Here is a 14351-nt window from a genome sequence, read left to right as displayed (position 1 = left end):
TCATTTCCATCAGGTGAATCGGTTGTCTCTGTGGGAGGCGTCCCAAGGCTCTGTCAGTCGATACGTTCAGCGGCCATTGGGGCTGCAAAGCAGCCCCAATACGCCTAACTGATTGAATTGCGTAGCGGCGGCGTCAAGCCCCCGCGGCGAGCTTGGCACTCATCTGCCGACGACGATAGGCACTGTCGCGGGTCGCCAGCCACCAGTACAGCGGCGAAGTCACTGCCAGCCCCACCAGCCACGACAGGTCGGCACCGTTGATGTGCGCGGACACCGGGCCTACGTACAGCGGCGTGTTCATGAACGGGATCTGCACCGCGATACCCACGGCATAGGCGATCAGGGCCTGCGGGTTGTAGCGCCCGTAGATACCGCCATCGACCTTGAAGATCGACTGGATGTCGTAGTCGCCCTTGTGGATCGCATAGAAGTCGATCAGGTTGATCGCCGTCCACGGTACCAGCACCACCAGCAGCACCAGGACCATGTCGACGAAGTGGCCGATGAAGTCCGCCGAGGCGAACACCGCCACCACGCAGCAGGCCGCCAGGACGATCAGCGACAGCACCGTACGGCTCTTGGCGGTGGGGATCCAGCGGTAGGCGAAGGTCTGCACCAGGGTGATGATCGACAGCACCGCGCCATACAGGTTGAGGGCGTTGTGGCTGATCACGCTGAGCAGGAACAGCACCAGCATCAGCGGGCCGATGGCACCGGTGGCGAGTTTGACCGCGTCCATGGTGTCCATGCCCGCGGGGATCGCCAGCACCGCCACCGCACCGAACACGAACGACAGGCTCGAGCCCAGGGCCGAACCCAGGTAGGTGGTCCAGAAGGTCGACGACACCTTCACGTCGGCCGGCAGGTAGCGCGAATAGTCCGACACGTACGGGGCGAAGGCGATCTGCCAGAGGGCCGCCAGGGACACCGTGGCCAGCCAGCCGGAGATGTTGAAGCCACCGCGGGTGAGGAAGTCGTCGCTCTGGATGTGGCTGAAGATGTAGCCGAAGCCGACCACGATGCCGATGCCCAGCACCCAAGTGCCGATGCGGTTGAGCACGTGGATGAAGCGGTAGCCGATGATGCCGATGATCCCCGAGCCCAGGGCACCGATGACGATGCCCACCGGCACCGGCACGGCCTCGACCACCCCATGCAGGGACTTGCCGGCCAGGACGATGTTGGAGGCGAAGAAGCCGATGTACATCACCCCGGCGATCACCACCACCAGCAGCGCGCCGAGGGAGCCGAACTGGGCGCGGCTCTGGATCATCTGCGGGATGCCCATCTGCGGGCCCTGGGCCGAGTGCAGCGCCATCAGCACGCCGCCGACCAGGTGGCCGACCAGGATGGCGACGATGCCCCAGACGAGGTTCAGGTTGAACAACTGCACGCCCAGCGCGCCGGTGACGATGGGTAGAGGCGCGATGTTGCCGCCGAACCAGAGGGTGAACAGATCCCTTACCTTTCCATGGCGGTCCTGCGGGGGCACGTAGCCGATCGTGTGTTTTTCTATGAGGGGTGCCGATGTGGCTGCACTGGTCATGACGGACTCCAAGGCAAGGAGGGGCGCGCGGGCGTGCCCGGGTGCGTGCCGGCAAGGGGCGACGCGTTCTTGTTGGCGCGATCATGCGGGGTGCGGGAGGATCGATAAATTAGTAAATATGTACCCATAAGCGTTAAAAAAACTAAGGCCGGCAAACGGTTGGAAACGGGCGGGTGCAAGGCCCTGTCGGACGGTGTATCCTTCATTTGATGTATATATCCCGTCAAATGAGGTTATCCATGGCCGAGACGACAGAAAAACCACGTGTCCGCCGCTCCGCGCCCGCCAGGCGAGGCGCTGACGGGCGTTATGTCGCGATCGAGGGCGGGCGCAAGGCAACCGTCGAAGCCCGCGAGGCCAGCGGTGTGTTCTGGGGCTACTCCAAGGCCCATGACCAGCTCACCGAGGCAGAGCGCCTGGTGCAGATCCGCGACGGCTTGCCCGCCAGGCTCTACCAGGAGGTCAAGCGCCTGTTCAGCTTGCCGGAGAAGCAACTGGCCGAGCTGTTCAATGCGTCGATTTCCACGCTCGAGCGCCGCGTGCGCGATAACCAGCCACTCGATGCGGTGGCCTCTGAGCGCCTGGACCGGATCGCCGAGATCACCCACCAGGCGGTGGCGGTGTTCGAGAGCGAGGCCGATGCCATCGCCTGGATGTCCCGGCCCAACGATGCCCTGGGCGGCACTGCGCCGGTCATGCTGTGCGAGACCGGGATCGGCGCCAAGCAGGTGCGCCGGGTGCTCAATGCCCTGGAGTGGGGCGGCGTCGCCTGATGCTGGCCTGGCGCGTGGCCAAGGCGTCGCGGGCGGACGACCTCAGCGGTCGGGGCGCGGCCATCGTGGGAGGGCGCTGGAACCACGTCGACGTCCCCGCGCTGTACATGGGCCTGACCCCGGCCATCTGCAGCCTGGAGACCTTCGTCCATGCGTCCGGGCGCCCGCAGTTTCCACTCAAGATCACCTGCTTCGAGTTGCCCGACGATCCCGCCCTCTATCTCGAGCCCGGGCCTGCCGAGCTGCCCGCGGGCTGGGATGCGCTGCCGGCCGATAGCCCGAGCATGGCCTATGGCACCCGCTGGCTCCAGGCGCGCAGTCACCTGGGCCTGATCGTGCCCTCGGTGGTGCTGCAACTGGAGCGCAACCTGGTGGTCAACCCGCTGCACCCGGCGATCGGCGAGGTCCGGGTGCGGGAGGTGTTCGACTTCGTCTATGACGAGCGGATGTTCAAGGTGCGCAGCAGATGAGCCGCGTAATGCCTACGGGAGCAGCTTTACCGGGGCGCCGTATCGTTCAGGAGGCGCCGAGCACCTTGCCGAGCAGTTGGCACACCTGCTCGGCGGAGTAGGGCTTGGCGAGGAAGTCGAACCCCTGGTGGCCGTCTTCGGCGATGGCGTCGCTGTAGCCGGAGGTGAGGATCACCGGCAAATGCGGGTGGCGCTGTCGCAGCTCCCGGGCCAGTGCCAGGCCGCCCATGCCCGGCATCACCACATCGGAAAACACCGCATCGAAGCTGCCCTGCGTACCGTTCAACTGCTCCAGGGCGTCCTCGGCCGAGGTCGCCCAACTGATCTGGTAGCCATGGTCCTTGAGGATCTGCGCGGTGAAACTGCCGACATCCGGGTTGTCCTCCACCACCAGGATGCGCCGCCGGCCGTCGTTGCCATGGAGCGTGACGCAGGTTTCGGGGGTGGTGTGTTCGTCCTGGAGTTGCGTCACCTGCGGCAGGTAGAGGGTGAAGGTGGTGCCCTGGCCCGGCACGCTGGCGACCTGTATGTCGCCGCCGGATTGCTTGACGAAGCCGAAGACTTGCGACAACCCAAGGCCTGTGCCCTGGCCTGCGGCCTTGGTGGTGAAGAATGGATCGAAGATGCGCTCGAGCAGCTCCGGAGCGATGCCGACACCGCTGTCGATCACCGAGATGGCCGCGAACGGCCCGGGTTGTGCAGGTTGCCCATGCAGGCTGGGCATGGCTTGGTCCGGCGACAGGCGCAGGCGCAAAGTGCCTTCGCCGGCCATGGCGTCGCGGCCGTTGATCATCAGGTTGATGATCGCGGTTTCCAGTTGGGCGAGGTCGGCGCGGATATGGCAGGGCGCGTCGGGCAGTTCGAGGATCACCTTGATCCGCGCGCCGGTGGCGGTGGCGAGCATCTCGCTCATGGCTTCCAGCCGGGGGCCGGCCTCGAACACCTGGGGGCTGAGGGTCTGGCGGCGGGCGAAGGCCAGCAGTTGGCCGGTCAGCTTGGCGCCACGATCGACCGTTTCGGCCATGGTCCTGAGGTAGCGCTGGCGGCGTGTTTCGTCGAGGTCTGGGCGCTGCAGGAAGTGCAGGGACGAGCGGATGATGGTCAGCAGGTTGTTGAAGTCGTGGGCCACGCCACCGGTCAGCTGGCCGATGGCTTCGAGTTTCTGGGCCTGGCGCAGCACCGCCTCGGTGTGCAGCAACTGCAGGGTGCGCTCCTGTACCCGTTGCTCCAGGGTGGCGTTGAGCGCTTCCAGTGCCGCTGCCGCCTCGCGCATCTTGGCATGGGCCTGGGCCCGCTGGATATGGGCCCAGCAGCGTTCGGTAACCTGCCCGATCAAGGATCGCTCGTAGTGGGTCCAGGTGCGCGCGAGCTTGTCGTGAATGGACATCAAGGCGGTCAGGCGGCCGTCCTTGATCAAGGGCATGCAGATGCTGGCGGTGATATCCAGGGCCTTGAACGCCGCCGCATCCGCGGCGGGCAACTGCCGAAAGGTGTCGTCGATCACCAGGGCCTGGCCGGCGCGCAGGCGGTTGACCACCTGTTCGCCGAAGTCGGAGATGCGATACCGGCCGACCAGGCGCGGCTGGCCTGGCGCCACCCAGTCGCCGCAGACGGTGACACCGTCCTCGTCGGGGTCCACCACAGCATAGGCGCAGCTGGACAGCTGCAGGTGCTCGCCGAGCATGCATGTGGTGACGGCCATGATCCGCTCAGGGTCGGTGACGTGGGCCACAGCCCGGCCCAGGCTGTCGAGAAAGTGCAGGCGCTGGTTGCTCACCACGCTGGTGGTGGTTTCGGTCACCGTGTCGAGCATGCCCACGACCTTGCCGTCCAGGTCGCGGATAGGGCTGTAGCAGAAGGTGAAATAGGCTTGCTCGGGGCCGCCGCGGCGATCGATGACCAGGGGAAAGTCCTGGATGTACACGGCTTGGCCGGCCAGGGCCAGTTGCGCCATGTGGCTGATCTCGCTCCAGGCTTCCTGCCACACGTCGCTGAACGGGCGACCGAGGGCGGACGGTTTTTCACCGAGGATCTCGGAGAAGGCGTCGTTGTGCAGGGTGATCAGTTCCTGGCCCCAGAGCACGGCCTGGGGGAAGCGCGAGGTCAGGCACAGGGCCACCGAGGTCTGCAGCACATGTGGCCAGGTGTCCAGCGCCCCCAGGGGCGTGGCTGCCCAGTCGTGGTGGCGGATGCGTTCGGCCATGAGCCCACCGCCTTCTAGCCATTTCGCCATGTGCGCTGCCGCTCCTTTGCATGGGGATCAATAGGGTGCACCCGCAAGCGGCGGTTGGCGAGAGATTTTATGCAGGCTGTGGCGCAGTGCCAGTCAGTTGAGCGGCGCTTTGTCATTTTTGGGGCTGCCTTGCAGACCATCGCTGGCAAGCCCCACAAGGTGTGAGTCGACCCCAAAATGATACGGTTTGCAGGAACCATGGGGAGCAGGCTTGCCGGCGATGGGGCCACCACGACTGGCGAGTCAGCGAATGAAGTGCACCTTGCCGGTATCGTCGTTGCCCATGTAGATGCCATATACCCCGGCCTGGCGCTCGAGGATGTAGCGCTCGAGGATCTGCCGGATGGCGGGGTAGTAGATCTCGTCCCAGGGGATCTCGTCGGGCCCGAAGAAGCGGTAGGCGAGGGTTTCGGGGCCGTGCTGGCCGGTCTCCTGCGTGGCGATGGCGCGGAAGATGATGTACACCTCGCTGATCCTCGGCACGCTGAAGATGGAGTAGGGCGAGACGATCTCGGCCTGCACGCCGCTTTCCTCCCAGACCTCGCGCAGGGCTGCCTGCTCGGTGGTCTCGCCGGCCTCCATGAAGCCTGCGGGGAGGGTCCAGGTGCCGGGGCGCGGGGGGATGGCTCGCTGGCACAACAGGTACTTGCCGTCGCGCTCGATGATGCAGCCGGCGATGATCTTCGGGTTGATGTAGTGGACGTAGCCACACCCCGTGCAATGCAGGCGTTCGTGGGTGTCGCCGTTGGGAACGCCCCGGGCCAGTTCCGTGGTGCAGTGCGGGCAATAGCGCGGGGCGTTGGGCATGGTCAGCGGCCTATGCGAGGGTCTTTGAGGACCAGCGGCTCGACGATCGCACGCACCGTGCTGTTGTCGTCCTGCTTCTGGCGCAGGTAGTCCAGGGCCACCTTGGCCGCGGCACGCACATGGTCGACCGAGGCCTGGTGGGCGGCCTGTGGGTCGCCGCTCTTGATCGCCTCGACGATCTTCTCCATCTCGCGGTTGCTGGCGCCACGGCGGTTCTCCTGGGACACCGAGGTGGCGCGCAGGTAGCTGATGCGCGCTTGCAACTGGCGCAGCTGGGTGGCGGCGACCTTGTTGCCCGAGCCTTCCAGGAGCACGTCGTAGAAGCCTTGCACCGAGTCGAGCACCTGCTGCAACTCGCCTTCCTCGAGGGCCTCGCGGTTCACTTCCAGGGCGCGTTCCAGGGCGCGGATGTCCTTGGCCTTGGCGTTGAGGGTGAACAGCTGGACGATCAGGCCTTCGAGCACGCAGCGCAGCTCGTAGATGTCGCGGGCGTCTTCCAGGGTGATGATCGCCACCCGTGGGCCCTTGGCGTCGGCGAACTCCACCAGGCCTTCGGACTCCAGGTGGCGCAGGGCCTCGCGCACCGAGGTGCGGCTCACGCCGAGGCGGTCGCAGAGGTCGCGTTCGACCAGGCGATCGCCGGGCAGCAGGTGGAAGTTCATGATCGCCCCGCGCAGTTTGTCGAGCACGATTTCGCGCAGGGTAACGGGGTTGCGGTTGACCTTGAAGCTGTCGTCGAGGGGCTGGCGTTTCATCGAGTGCGCTCTGAATGAGGCTGCCCGGCCGCAACCGCTGGAGCACCACGAACCTGGGGCGCTCCATGCAGGGGTTCGAACAGCCCGCTGTTAACGGGTTGGCTCCGCATCGGCTTCTGCGAACGCTTCGCGGGCCAGGCGGAAGCTGTCCACCGCCGCGGGCACGCCGCAATAAATGCCGACCTGGAGCAGGATCTCGCGAATCTGTTCACGGCTCAGGCCATTACGCAAGGCGCCGCGGATGTGCAGCTTGAGCTCGTGGGGCCGGTTGAGCGCGGAAATCATGGCCAAGTTTATCATGCTGCGCTCTTTGAGCGACAAGCCGTCGCGGCCCCAGACATGGCCCCAGCAGTATTCGGTGACCAGTTCCTGCAAGGGCTGGGTGAAGTCGTCGGCGTTCTGGATCGAGCGGTTGACGTAGTCCTCGCCCAGCACCTGGGTGCGGATCGCCAGGCCTTTTTCGTACTTCTCGTTGCTCATGTGCCGTGTTCCTGCATGGTTGAAAAAAGGGGGGCCGCAACCGAAGGTGAGGGGGACAGTGCGGCCCTCCCGGAAACAATGGGGCTGCTGTGCAGCCCCGGCTCAGCCCAGCGAGGGCAGGGCGCCGAGCTTGCCCTTGTGGTAGACCATCGGTGTCACCGGCTCCTGCGGCAGGATCAGGTTCTTCACCTGGCCGACGATGATCGCGTGGTCGCCGCCGTCGTACTCGCGCCACAGCTCGCACTCGATGATCGCCGTGGCCTTGGCCAGCAGTGGGTTGCCCAGCTCGCTCAAGTGCCAGTCGATGCCCTTGGCCTTGTCCTTGCCTTTACCGGCGAAGGCGTAGGCCTCAGCGGTCTGGTCGGCGGACAGCAAATGGATGGCGAACTGCTTGCTGTCGCGCAGGATCGGGTAGGTGTCGGAGGCGTAGTTGGGGCAGAACAGCACCAGTGCCGGGTCGATCGACAGCGCGCTGAAGGCGCTGGCGGTGATACCGACGATGGCGCCGTCGGCGTCCAGGGTGGTGACCACCGTGACGCCGGACGGGAAGGAGCCCATCACGTCTTTGTAGATGCCGGGTTCGATCATCTTGTGCTACCTCGATCAACGCATCACGAACGGGTCGGGCATGGGCGCCGTGGACAGGTTGATCCACACCGTCTTCAGCTCGGTATAGGCCAGCACCGAATCGATGCCGCTCTCGCGGCCGTAGCCGCTGTTCTTGAAACCGCCGATCGGCGCCATGGCCGAGACCGCGCGGTAGGTGTTGACCCAGATGATCCCCGAGCGCACGTCGCGGGCCAGGCGGTGGGCGCGGCCCAGGTCGCGGGTCCAGATGCCGGCAGCCAGGCCGAACTGCGAGTCGTTGGCGATGGCCAGCGCCTCATCCTCGGTCTTGAAGCGGATCACTGCCGCCACCGGGCCGAACACTTCTTCCTGCATGATCTTCATCGAGTTGCTGTCGCACTCGAACAGGGTCGGCTCGTAGAACCAGCCGTCGCCCTCGACCTCGGCACGCTTGCCGCCCAGGCGCAGCTTGGCGCCTTCGGCCTGGGCCGCGGCGACCAGGCCCTCGACCACGGCCAGTTGCTGGGCGGTGGCCATCGGGCCCATTTCGCTGGCGTCGTCCTGCGGGTTGCCGATGCGGATACGCTTGGCGCGCTCGACCAGGCGCTCGACGAAGGTGTCGAAGATCTCGTCCTGCACCAACAGGCGCGAGCCGGCCACGCAGCTCTGCCCGGAGGCGGCATAGATGCCGGCCACCGCGCCGTTGACGGCGCTGTCCAGGTCGGCGTCGGCGAAGATGATGTTCGGCGACTTGCCGCCCAGCTCCAGCGACAGCTTGGCGAAGTTCTCGGCGCTGCTGCGCACCACGTTGCGGGCGGTGGCGGCGCCACCGGTGAAGGCGATCTTGCGCACCAGCGGATGGCGGGTCAGCGCCGCGCCGGTGCTTGGGCCGAAGCCGGTGACCACATTGACCACGCCGGCCGGGAAGCCGGCCTCGAGGGCCAGGCGGGCCAGCTCGAGGATGGTCGCCGAGGCGTGTTCGGACGGCTTGAGCACGATGGTGTTGCCGGCGGCGAGCGCCGGGGCCAGCTTGATCGCGGTCAGGTACAGCGGGCTGTTCCAGGGGATGATCCCGGCCACCACGCCGATCGGCTCGTGCACGGTGTAGGCGAACAGGTCCGGCTTGTCCAGGGGCAGGGTGCCGCCCTCGAGCTTGTCGGCCAGGCCCGCGGTGTAGTGGAAGAACTCCGGCAGGTAGCCGACCTGGCCGCGGGTCTCGCGGATCAGTTTGCCATTGTCGCGGCTTTCCAGCTGGGCCAGGTGTTCCTTGTTCTCGGCGATCAGGTCGCCCAGGCGGCGCAACAGCTTGCCCCGCGCGGTGGCGGTCAGGCCACGCCAGGCCTTGCTCTCGAAGGCGCGCTGGGCGGCTTGCACGGCCAGCTCCACATCGGCTTCATCGGCGTCGGGCAGTTGCGCCCAGGCCTTGGCGGTGGCCGGGTCGAGGCTGTCGAAGGTCTTGCCGCTCTGGGCATCGCGCCATTGGCCGTCGATGCACATCTGGAAACGAACGAGGGTCATGCAACAATCCCCTTGGCGGATTCGGTGAGGGTGTGGGCGTGCTTGAGGAAGTCCAGCAGCATCTTGTTGACTTCACGCGGCGCTTCCACCGGCATCATATGCCGTTGTTCGGCCAGGACCACGCTGCGGGCGCCCGGGATGCGCGCGGCCAGCTGGCGGGTCATGTCCGGGGTCGACCCCAGGTCGTGCTCGCCGGTGGCGATCAGGGTCGGCACCTGGATGCTGCCGAGGTCATCGGCGCGGTACATGTCCTGGGTGGCGAACAGCTTGTAGGTGGTCAGGTAGCCCTGCGGGTCGTTGCTGGCCAGGGTCTGGCGGATGGCCGCGACCTGCGCCGGGTTGGCCGCCTGGTACTCGCGGCTGAACCAGCGTGCCAGGGCCGCTTCGGCATTGGCGTCGGGGCCGTGTTCGGCGGCTTGGGCGGCGCGCGCGATGACCCCGGCGCTCTGCTCGGGGCTGCGGTTGAACACGCTGTTGAGCACCACCAGCGCCGCCAGGCGCTGTGGATGGTGCAGGGCGAAGGCGCGCGCGACCAGGCCACCCATGGAGAAGCCGATCACCGTGGCCTGCGGGATCTGCAGGTGGTCGAGCAGCTCGGCCAGTTGCGCGGCATAGCCTTGCAGGTCGGTGTCGGCAGCGGGTCGTGGGCTCTGGCCGTGGCCGAGCATGTCGTAGGCGATGACGCGGTAGTCGCCGGCCAGGCCGACGAACTGCCCGCCCCACATTTCCTTGTTCAGGCCCACGCCGTGGATCAGTACCACAGGCTGGCCCTGGCCGAGGCTCAGGTAACTGGTCCCGGCCGGTGTACGTTCAGCAACAGGCTGAATCATGGAGGGCGCTCCTCAAGGTCGGGCGTGGCGGCAGTGCTTGCACGCAACGCCCCGGCCCGTCTGGTTGTTGTTATTGAGCGTTGGCTTTCTCGGCCGCCAGTTCTTCCAGGTCGATGTAGCGGTTACCGATGCGCGGGTGCAGGCGGCCGCCATCGGAGGCGCCCAGGACCACGACGATCTCGTCGGCGCGGGGGGCGTCTTCGATCTGCATCTCCAGGGTGATGTAGTGCGAGCGCAGGCCTTCGTCGTCCTTCTGCATCATCGGGATCTGGATCGAGGTGCCCGGGCCGCCGCGCTTGTTGGTGAAGCTCAGGTAGCTCTTGGCCTGGACCGCTTCGCGGTAGTGGTTGCCGAAGCGCAGGGTATGGATCACCGCGGAAGCGTGCTCGATCTCGCCGTCAGCGCCGACCACGGCGGCCTTGCCATAGGCTTCGATCTTGTCGGCACCGCCGATCGCCGCGCACAGGCGCTCGACCATCAGCGCGCCCAGCTCGGAGCAGTTGGCACGGATTTCGGGCTTGAGGTCTTCGACGAAACCGCGACCGGCCCACGGGTTCTTGATCACCACGGCCAGGCCGACCATGGTCACCGGCTTGTCGGTAGCCTTGCCGCCTTCGATGCGGGTCTCTTCGGAGTAGGTGACGATCTTGCGGATTTCGAAACTCATGAGCGGCTCCTGTGGAGGGTTATCAGGTCTTGTTGTCTGATGGTATACCATAATATCGATAGCGCAAGAGGCGGGACGAAAATTTCTCTAGGGCGGCTGCACGCTACAAGTCGCAAGCTGCAAGCGAAGCGCGTCGGCTGAACCTTCGCGCTCGCTACTTGCGATTTCGGGGGGACGGCGCGTACCGCTTTTACTTGCAGCTTGCCGCTAAAAAAACGCCCGCTCCCGAGAGCCACGGGGCCCCAGGAGCGGGCTGGTCCCGCGCTATTGCTGGTGAGGGGTGTCAGGCGAACGCCGGCACCACTTCCTTGATGAACAGCTCCAGCGACTTCTTCTTCTCGGCGTGCGGCAGGCTGTTGTCGCACCAGAAGCTGAACTCGTCGACGCCGAGTTCCTGGTAGTACTTGATGCGCGCGATGATCTCTTCCGGGGTGCCGATCATGGTGTTCTTGCGGATGTTCTCCAGCTCGAACGCCGGCACCTCGGCGAACTTCGACTCCGGGCTGGGCTCCAGGAAGCCGTTGACCGGCGTGGTCTTGTTGCCGAACCAGGCATCGAAGGTGCGGTAGAAGCGCGAGATGGCTTCGGCACCGACCCTCCAGCCTTCCGGCTCGGACGGGCTGTGCACGTGGGTGTGGCGCAGTACCATCAGTTGCGGGCGCGGCACGTCGGGGTTGTTGTCCAGGGCAGCCTGGAACTTGTTCTTCAGGTCCAGGACTTCCTCGTCACCCTTCATCAGCGGGGTGACCATGACGTTGCAGCCGTTCTTCACCGCAAAGTTGTGCGAATCCGGGTCGCGCGCGGCGATCCACATCGGTGGCAGGCTTTTCTGCACCGGCTTGGGCACGCTGGTGGAGGTCGGGAACTTGTAGACCTCGCCTTCATGGGCGTAGTCGCCTTGCCACAGCTTGCGTACCACCGGGACCATCTCACGCAGGGCCTTGCCGCCGTCGGTGGCCGGCATGCCGCCCGCCATGCGGTCGAACTCGAACTGGTAGGCGCCACGGGCCAGGCCCACTTCCATGCGGCCGTTGCTGATCACGTCGAGCAGGGCGCATTCGCCCGCCACGCGGATCGGGTTCCAGAACGGCGCGATGATGGTGCCGGCACCCAGGCGGATCGTCTCGGTGCGCGCGGCCAGGTACGCCAGCAGCGGCATCGGGCTGGGCGAGATGGTGTATTCCATGGCGTGGTGTTCGCCGATCCATACGGTGCTGAAACCGCCGCGCTCGGCCATCAGGGTCAGTTCGGTCAGGTCTTCGAACAACTGGCGGTGGCTGACCTGCTCATCCCAACGTTCCATGTGCACGAACAACGAAAATTTCATGGGGCTTTCCTCGGAGCTTGAAAGTGTCGCCTGTCGGGACAGGCGTCAGGAGTCTCGACGGATGCCTGGGCACCCGTCATAAGGTGACTTCAGGCGAAGGCCGGCAGGCTGGCCATCTTGCCGCGGCAATAGACCATCGGCCGCGGCGCCTCTTCAGGGACGATCAGGTTGTGCACCTTGCCGACCATGATGGCGTGATCGCCCCCTTCGTATTCGCGCCACAGCTCGCACTCGATGATCGCCGTGGCGTTGGCCAGCAGCGGGTTGCCGAGTTCGCTCAGGGTCCACTGGATGCCGGCGGCCTTGTCCTTGCCCTTCTTGGCGAAGGCATAGGCCTCGGCCTGCTGCTCGCCGGAGAGCAGGTGGATGGCGAAGCGCTTCTGCTTGATCAGCACAGGGTAGGAGTCGGAGCTGTAGTTGGGGCAGAACAGCACCAGCGGCGGGTCCATGGACAGGGAGGAGAAGGCGCTGGCGGTGAGGCCGACGATCGAGCCGTCGTCGTCCAGGGTGGTGATGACCGTGACGCCGGACGGGAAGGAGCCCAGGACGTTCTTGTAGACGGTTGCGTCGATCATGGCGTGTTCCTCGGAAGGGGCTGCGGTGGTCCGTGGTTGTTATCGTTGATGTGTCTGATGGTATACCGTAATACCTGTTTTGCAAGCGGAATTTTTTCTCCCCTGGTGCATGCGATGAACGGTACAGGCCCCGTATTCCTTGGCGTGGCTCCATCTACGGGCGCTGCCGGGCCGGGCGCGAGGCAGATCAGATGCACTGAAAAAGCGCAGCTCAGTGTTGTCAAAGTTTTGGAATACCATAATATGGTGCGCAGCTGAGAGGCCGCCTCGAGCGGTTTCCTTACAAAGATAAAAACGACCTTTCGAGCTGAAACCTATGTCCCAACCGTCGTCGCAACACCAGTTTGTCGAAAACCACACGGTCGATTACGTTCCACCCGCCGAGCGCCATGGGAAGGCGCGCGACCTGTTCACCCTCTGGTTCAGTACCAACATCGCGCCACTGCCCATCGTCACGGGGGCCATGGTGGTCCAGGTGTTCCACCTGAACCTGCTGTGGGGCCTGGTCGCCATCGTGCTGGGTCATCTGCTGGGTGGCGTGGTCATCGCCCTGGCCTCTGCGCAGGGACCGCAGCTGGGCATTCCGCAGATGGTCCAGAGCCGTGGCCAGTTCGGCCGCTACGGCGCCTTGCTGATCGTGTTCTTCACCGCGCTGATCTACGTCGGCTTCTTCATTTCCAACATCGTCCTGGCGGGCAAGTCGATCCACGGCATCGCCCCCAGCGTGCCGATGCCCACGGCCATCGTCATCGGTGCCCTGAGCGCCACCGCCATCGGGGTGATCGGCTACCGCTTCATCCATGCCCTCAACCGCATCGGCACCTGGGTCATGGGCTCGGCGCTGCTGGCCGGCTTCATCATGATGTTCGCCCAGCAACTGCCGGCCGACTTCTTCAGCCGCGGCGCGTTCAACCTGTCCGGCTTCATCGCCACCGTGTCTTTGGGCACCATCTGGCAGATCAGCTTCTCGCCGTACACCTCCGACTATTCACGCTACCTGCCGCGCGAGATCGGCATCGGCAAGCCATTCTGGGCCACCTACTTCGGTGCGACCCTGGGCACCATCCTGTGCTTCAGCTTCGGTGCGGTGGCGGTGCTGTGCGTACCTGAGGGCACTGATGCCATGGCTGCCGTGAAGCAGGCCACCGGTTGGCTGGGGCCGATCCTGATGGTGCTGTTCCTGCTCAACATCATCAGCCACAACGCCCTCAACCTGTATGGCGCGGTGCTGTCGATCGTCACGGCGATCCAGACCTTCGTCGCCCACTGGACACCGAGCGTCAGGGTGCGGGTCGCCCTGGCCTCGGTGATCCTGGTCGGCTGCGGGGTAGTCGCGTTGAACGCCTCGGCGGACTTCATCGGCCAGTTCATCGGCCTGATCCTGGCGTTGCTGCTGGTGCTGGTGCCCTGGGCGTCGATCAACCTGATCGACTTCTACCTGATCAAGAAAGGCCAGTACGACATCGCCTCGATCTTCCGCGCCGATGGTGGGATCTATGGGCGTTTCAACCACCACGCGATCGTCGCCTATGCCTGCGGCATTCTGGTGCAACTGCCGTTCGCCAACACGTCGTTGTATGTGGGGCCTTATTCGAATCTGGTCGAAGGAGCGGACCTGTCGTGGCTGTTCGGGTTGCTGGTGACCTGCCCGCTGTACTACTGCCTGGCGACCCGGAGCCAGCAGCAGAAGGTGGCAGGGGTGGTCGGGGCGAGCGAGTGAGCCTGTCCTGATCGCGCTCCCGATGGCTTGCAATGCGCTACCCACCGTGAGGGCTAGACTGAAACCTTTCCAACCCGTCCACG

The 14351-nt window shown here is 65.3% G+C and carries 14 protein-coding genes; 3 read left to right on the top strand and 11 right to left on the bottom strand.

What is annotated here, in order from left to right; all coding sequences use genetic code 11:
* Positions 1–133: 133 nt before the first annotated feature.
* A complete protein-coding gene (locus ACDI39_RS06355; protein WP_225790825.1) occupies positions 134–1546 on the bottom strand; it encodes a purine-cytosine permease family protein in 1413 nt (470 codons plus the stop codon).
* 239 nt (positions 1547–1785) lie between these two features.
* Between ACDI39_RS06355 and parS the strand changes: the two genes are divergently transcribed.
* Positions 1786–2319, top strand: coding sequence for a type II RES/Xre toxin-antitoxin system antitoxin (gene parS, locus ACDI39_RS06350; RefSeq protein WP_225790824.1), 534 nt, complete (start codon positions 1786–1788; stop codon positions 2317–2319).
* Positions 2319–2789, top strand: coding sequence for an RES family NAD+ phosphorylase (locus tag ACDI39_RS06345; protein WP_225790823.1), 471 nt, complete (start codon positions 2319–2321; stop codon positions 2787–2789). Before parS ends, ACDI39_RS06345 begins: the two co-directional genes overlap by 1 nt.
* 46 nt (positions 2790–2835) lie before the next feature.
* Here the strand turns inward: ACDI39_RS06345 and ACDI39_RS06340 are convergent, their stop codons facing one another.
* The 10 genes from ACDI39_RS06340 to ACDI39_RS06295 all read right to left on the bottom strand — a co-directional run bounded on the left by ACDI39_RS06340 (position 2836) and on the right by ACDI39_RS06295 (position 12548).
* Entirely contained in the window at positions 2836–5022 is a 2187-nt protein-coding gene (locus tag ACDI39_RS06340) for a GAF domain-containing hybrid sensor histidine kinase/response regulator (protein WP_225790822.1), read from the bottom strand.
* A 243-nt stretch (positions 5023–5265) separates the two neighbouring features.
* On the bottom strand, positions 5266–5829 hold the full coding sequence (locus tag ACDI39_RS06335; protein ID WP_225790821.1) for an NUDIX hydrolase: 564 nt from the start codon (positions 5827–5829) through the stop codon (positions 5266–5268).
* A gap of 2 nt (positions 5830–5831) precedes the next feature.
* A complete protein-coding gene (locus ACDI39_RS06330; protein WP_225790820.1) occupies positions 5832–6584 on the bottom strand; it encodes a GntR family transcriptional regulator in 753 nt (250 codons plus the stop codon).
* Between the two features lie 90 nt (positions 6585–6674).
* Positions 6675–7064 (bottom strand): carboxymuconolactone decarboxylase family protein, encoded by a 390-nt coding sequence (locus ACDI39_RS06325; RefSeq protein WP_225790819.1) that lies wholly within the window; start codon positions 7062–7064, stop codon positions 6675–6677.
* 102 nt (positions 7065–7166) lie between these two features.
* Positions 7167–7652 carry a flavin reductase family protein gene (locus ACDI39_RS06320; protein WP_225790818.1) on the bottom strand — a complete coding sequence of 162 codons (486 nt, stop codon included), beginning with the start codon at positions 7650–7652 and terminating at the stop codon, positions 7167–7169.
* Positions 7653–7667: 15 nt separating this feature from the next.
* Positions 7668–9149: an aldehyde dehydrogenase gene (locus ACDI39_RS06315; protein WP_486538052.1), complete on the bottom strand. Its 1482-nt coding sequence runs from the start codon at positions 9147–9149 to the stop codon at positions 7668–7670.
* The gene (locus ACDI39_RS06310; RefSeq protein ID WP_225790816.1) at positions 9146–9979 is read right to left on the bottom strand and encodes an alpha/beta fold hydrolase; all 834 of its coding nucleotides are present in this window, start codon (positions 9977–9979) and stop codon (positions 9146–9148) included. The genes ACDI39_RS06315 and ACDI39_RS06310 overlap by 4 nt, the downstream gene beginning before the upstream one ends.
* A 70-nt stretch (positions 9980–10049) precedes the next feature.
* On the bottom strand, positions 10050–10646 hold the full coding sequence (locus ACDI39_RS06305; protein WP_225790815.1) for an amino acid synthesis family protein: 597 nt from the start codon (positions 10644–10646) through the stop codon (positions 10050–10052).
* Between the two features lie 283 nt (positions 10647–10929).
* Positions 10930–11973 (bottom strand): LLM class flavin-dependent oxidoreductase, encoded by a 1044-nt coding sequence (locus ACDI39_RS06300; RefSeq protein ID WP_368816594.1) that lies wholly within the window; start codon positions 11971–11973, stop codon positions 10930–10932.
* A gap of 89 nt (positions 11974–12062) precedes the next feature.
* Positions 12063–12548 carry a flavin reductase family protein gene (locus ACDI39_RS06295; RefSeq protein WP_225790813.1) on the bottom strand — a complete coding sequence of 162 codons (486 nt, stop codon included), beginning with the start codon at positions 12546–12548 and terminating at the stop codon, positions 12063–12065.
* Between the two features lie 316 nt (positions 12549–12864).
* Between ACDI39_RS06295 and ACDI39_RS06290 the strand changes: the two genes are divergently transcribed.
* Positions 12865–14268 carry a purine-cytosine permease family protein gene (locus tag ACDI39_RS06290; protein ID WP_225790812.1) on the top strand — a complete coding sequence of 468 codons (1404 nt, stop codon included), beginning with the start codon at positions 12865–12867 and terminating at the stop codon, positions 14266–14268.
* Positions 14269–14351: the final 83 nt, after the last annotated feature.

The sequence above is a fragment of the Pseudomonas sp. Tun-23181 genome (assembly GCF_057415455.1).
Note: the sequence above shows the minus strand (reverse complement) of the source record. Positions and strands in the feature narration are given on the sequence as shown.

What these genes read in the sequence shown, in the direction of transcription:
- ACDI39_RS06355 (WP_225790825.1), bottom strand. Translation starts at nt 1,546, where the DNA reads ATGACCAGTGCAGCCACATCGGCACCCCTCATAGAAAAACACACGATC.
- parS (WP_225790824.1), top strand. Translation starts at nt 1,786, where the DNA reads ATGGCCGAGACGACAGAAAAACCACGTGTCCGCCGCTCCGCGCCCGCC.
- ACDI39_RS06345 (WP_225790823.1), top strand. Translation starts at nt 2,319, where the DNA reads ATGCTGGCCTGGCGCGTGGCCAAGGCGTCGCGGGCGGACGACCTCAGC.
- ACDI39_RS06340 (WP_225790822.1), bottom strand. Translation starts at nt 5,022, where the DNA reads ATGGCGAAATGGCTAGAAGGCGGTGGGCTCATGGCCGAACGCATCCGC.
- ACDI39_RS06335 (WP_225790821.1), bottom strand. Translation starts at nt 5,829, where the DNA reads ATGCCCAACGCCCCGCGCTATTGCCCGCACTGCACCACGGAACTGGCC.
- ACDI39_RS06330 (WP_225790820.1), bottom strand. Translation starts at nt 6,584, where the DNA reads ATGAAACGCCAGCCCCTCGACGACAGCTTCAAGGTCAACCGCAACCCC.
- ACDI39_RS06325 (WP_225790819.1), bottom strand. Translation starts at nt 7,064, where the DNA reads ATGAGCAACGAGAAGTACGAAAAAGGCCTGGCGATCCGCACCCAGGTG.
- ACDI39_RS06320 (WP_225790818.1), bottom strand. Translation starts at nt 7,652, where the DNA reads ATGATCGAACCCGGCATCTACAAAGACGTGATGGGCTCCTTCCCGTCC.
- ACDI39_RS06315 (WP_486538052.1), bottom strand. Translation starts at nt 9,149, where the DNA reads ATGACCCTCGTTCGTTTCCAGATGTGCATCGACGGCCAATGGCGCGAT.
- ACDI39_RS06310 (WP_225790816.1), bottom strand. Translation starts at nt 9,979, where the DNA reads ATGATTCAGCCTGTTGCTGAACGTACACCGGCCGGGACCAGTTACCTG.
- ACDI39_RS06305 (WP_225790815.1), bottom strand. Translation starts at nt 10,646, where the DNA reads ATGAGTTTCGAAATCCGCAAGATCGTCACCTACTCCGAAGAGACCCGC.
- ACDI39_RS06300 (WP_368816594.1), bottom strand. Translation starts at nt 11,973, where the DNA reads ATGAAATTTTCGTTGTTCGTGCACATGGAACGTTGGGATGAGCAGGTC.
- ACDI39_RS06295 (WP_225790813.1), bottom strand. Translation starts at nt 12,548, where the DNA reads ATGATCGACGCAACCGTCTACAAGAACGTCCTGGGCTCCTTCCCGTCC.
- ACDI39_RS06290 (WP_225790812.1), top strand. Translation starts at nt 12,865, where the DNA reads ATGTCCCAACCGTCGTCGCAACACCAGTTTGTCGAAAACCACACGGTC.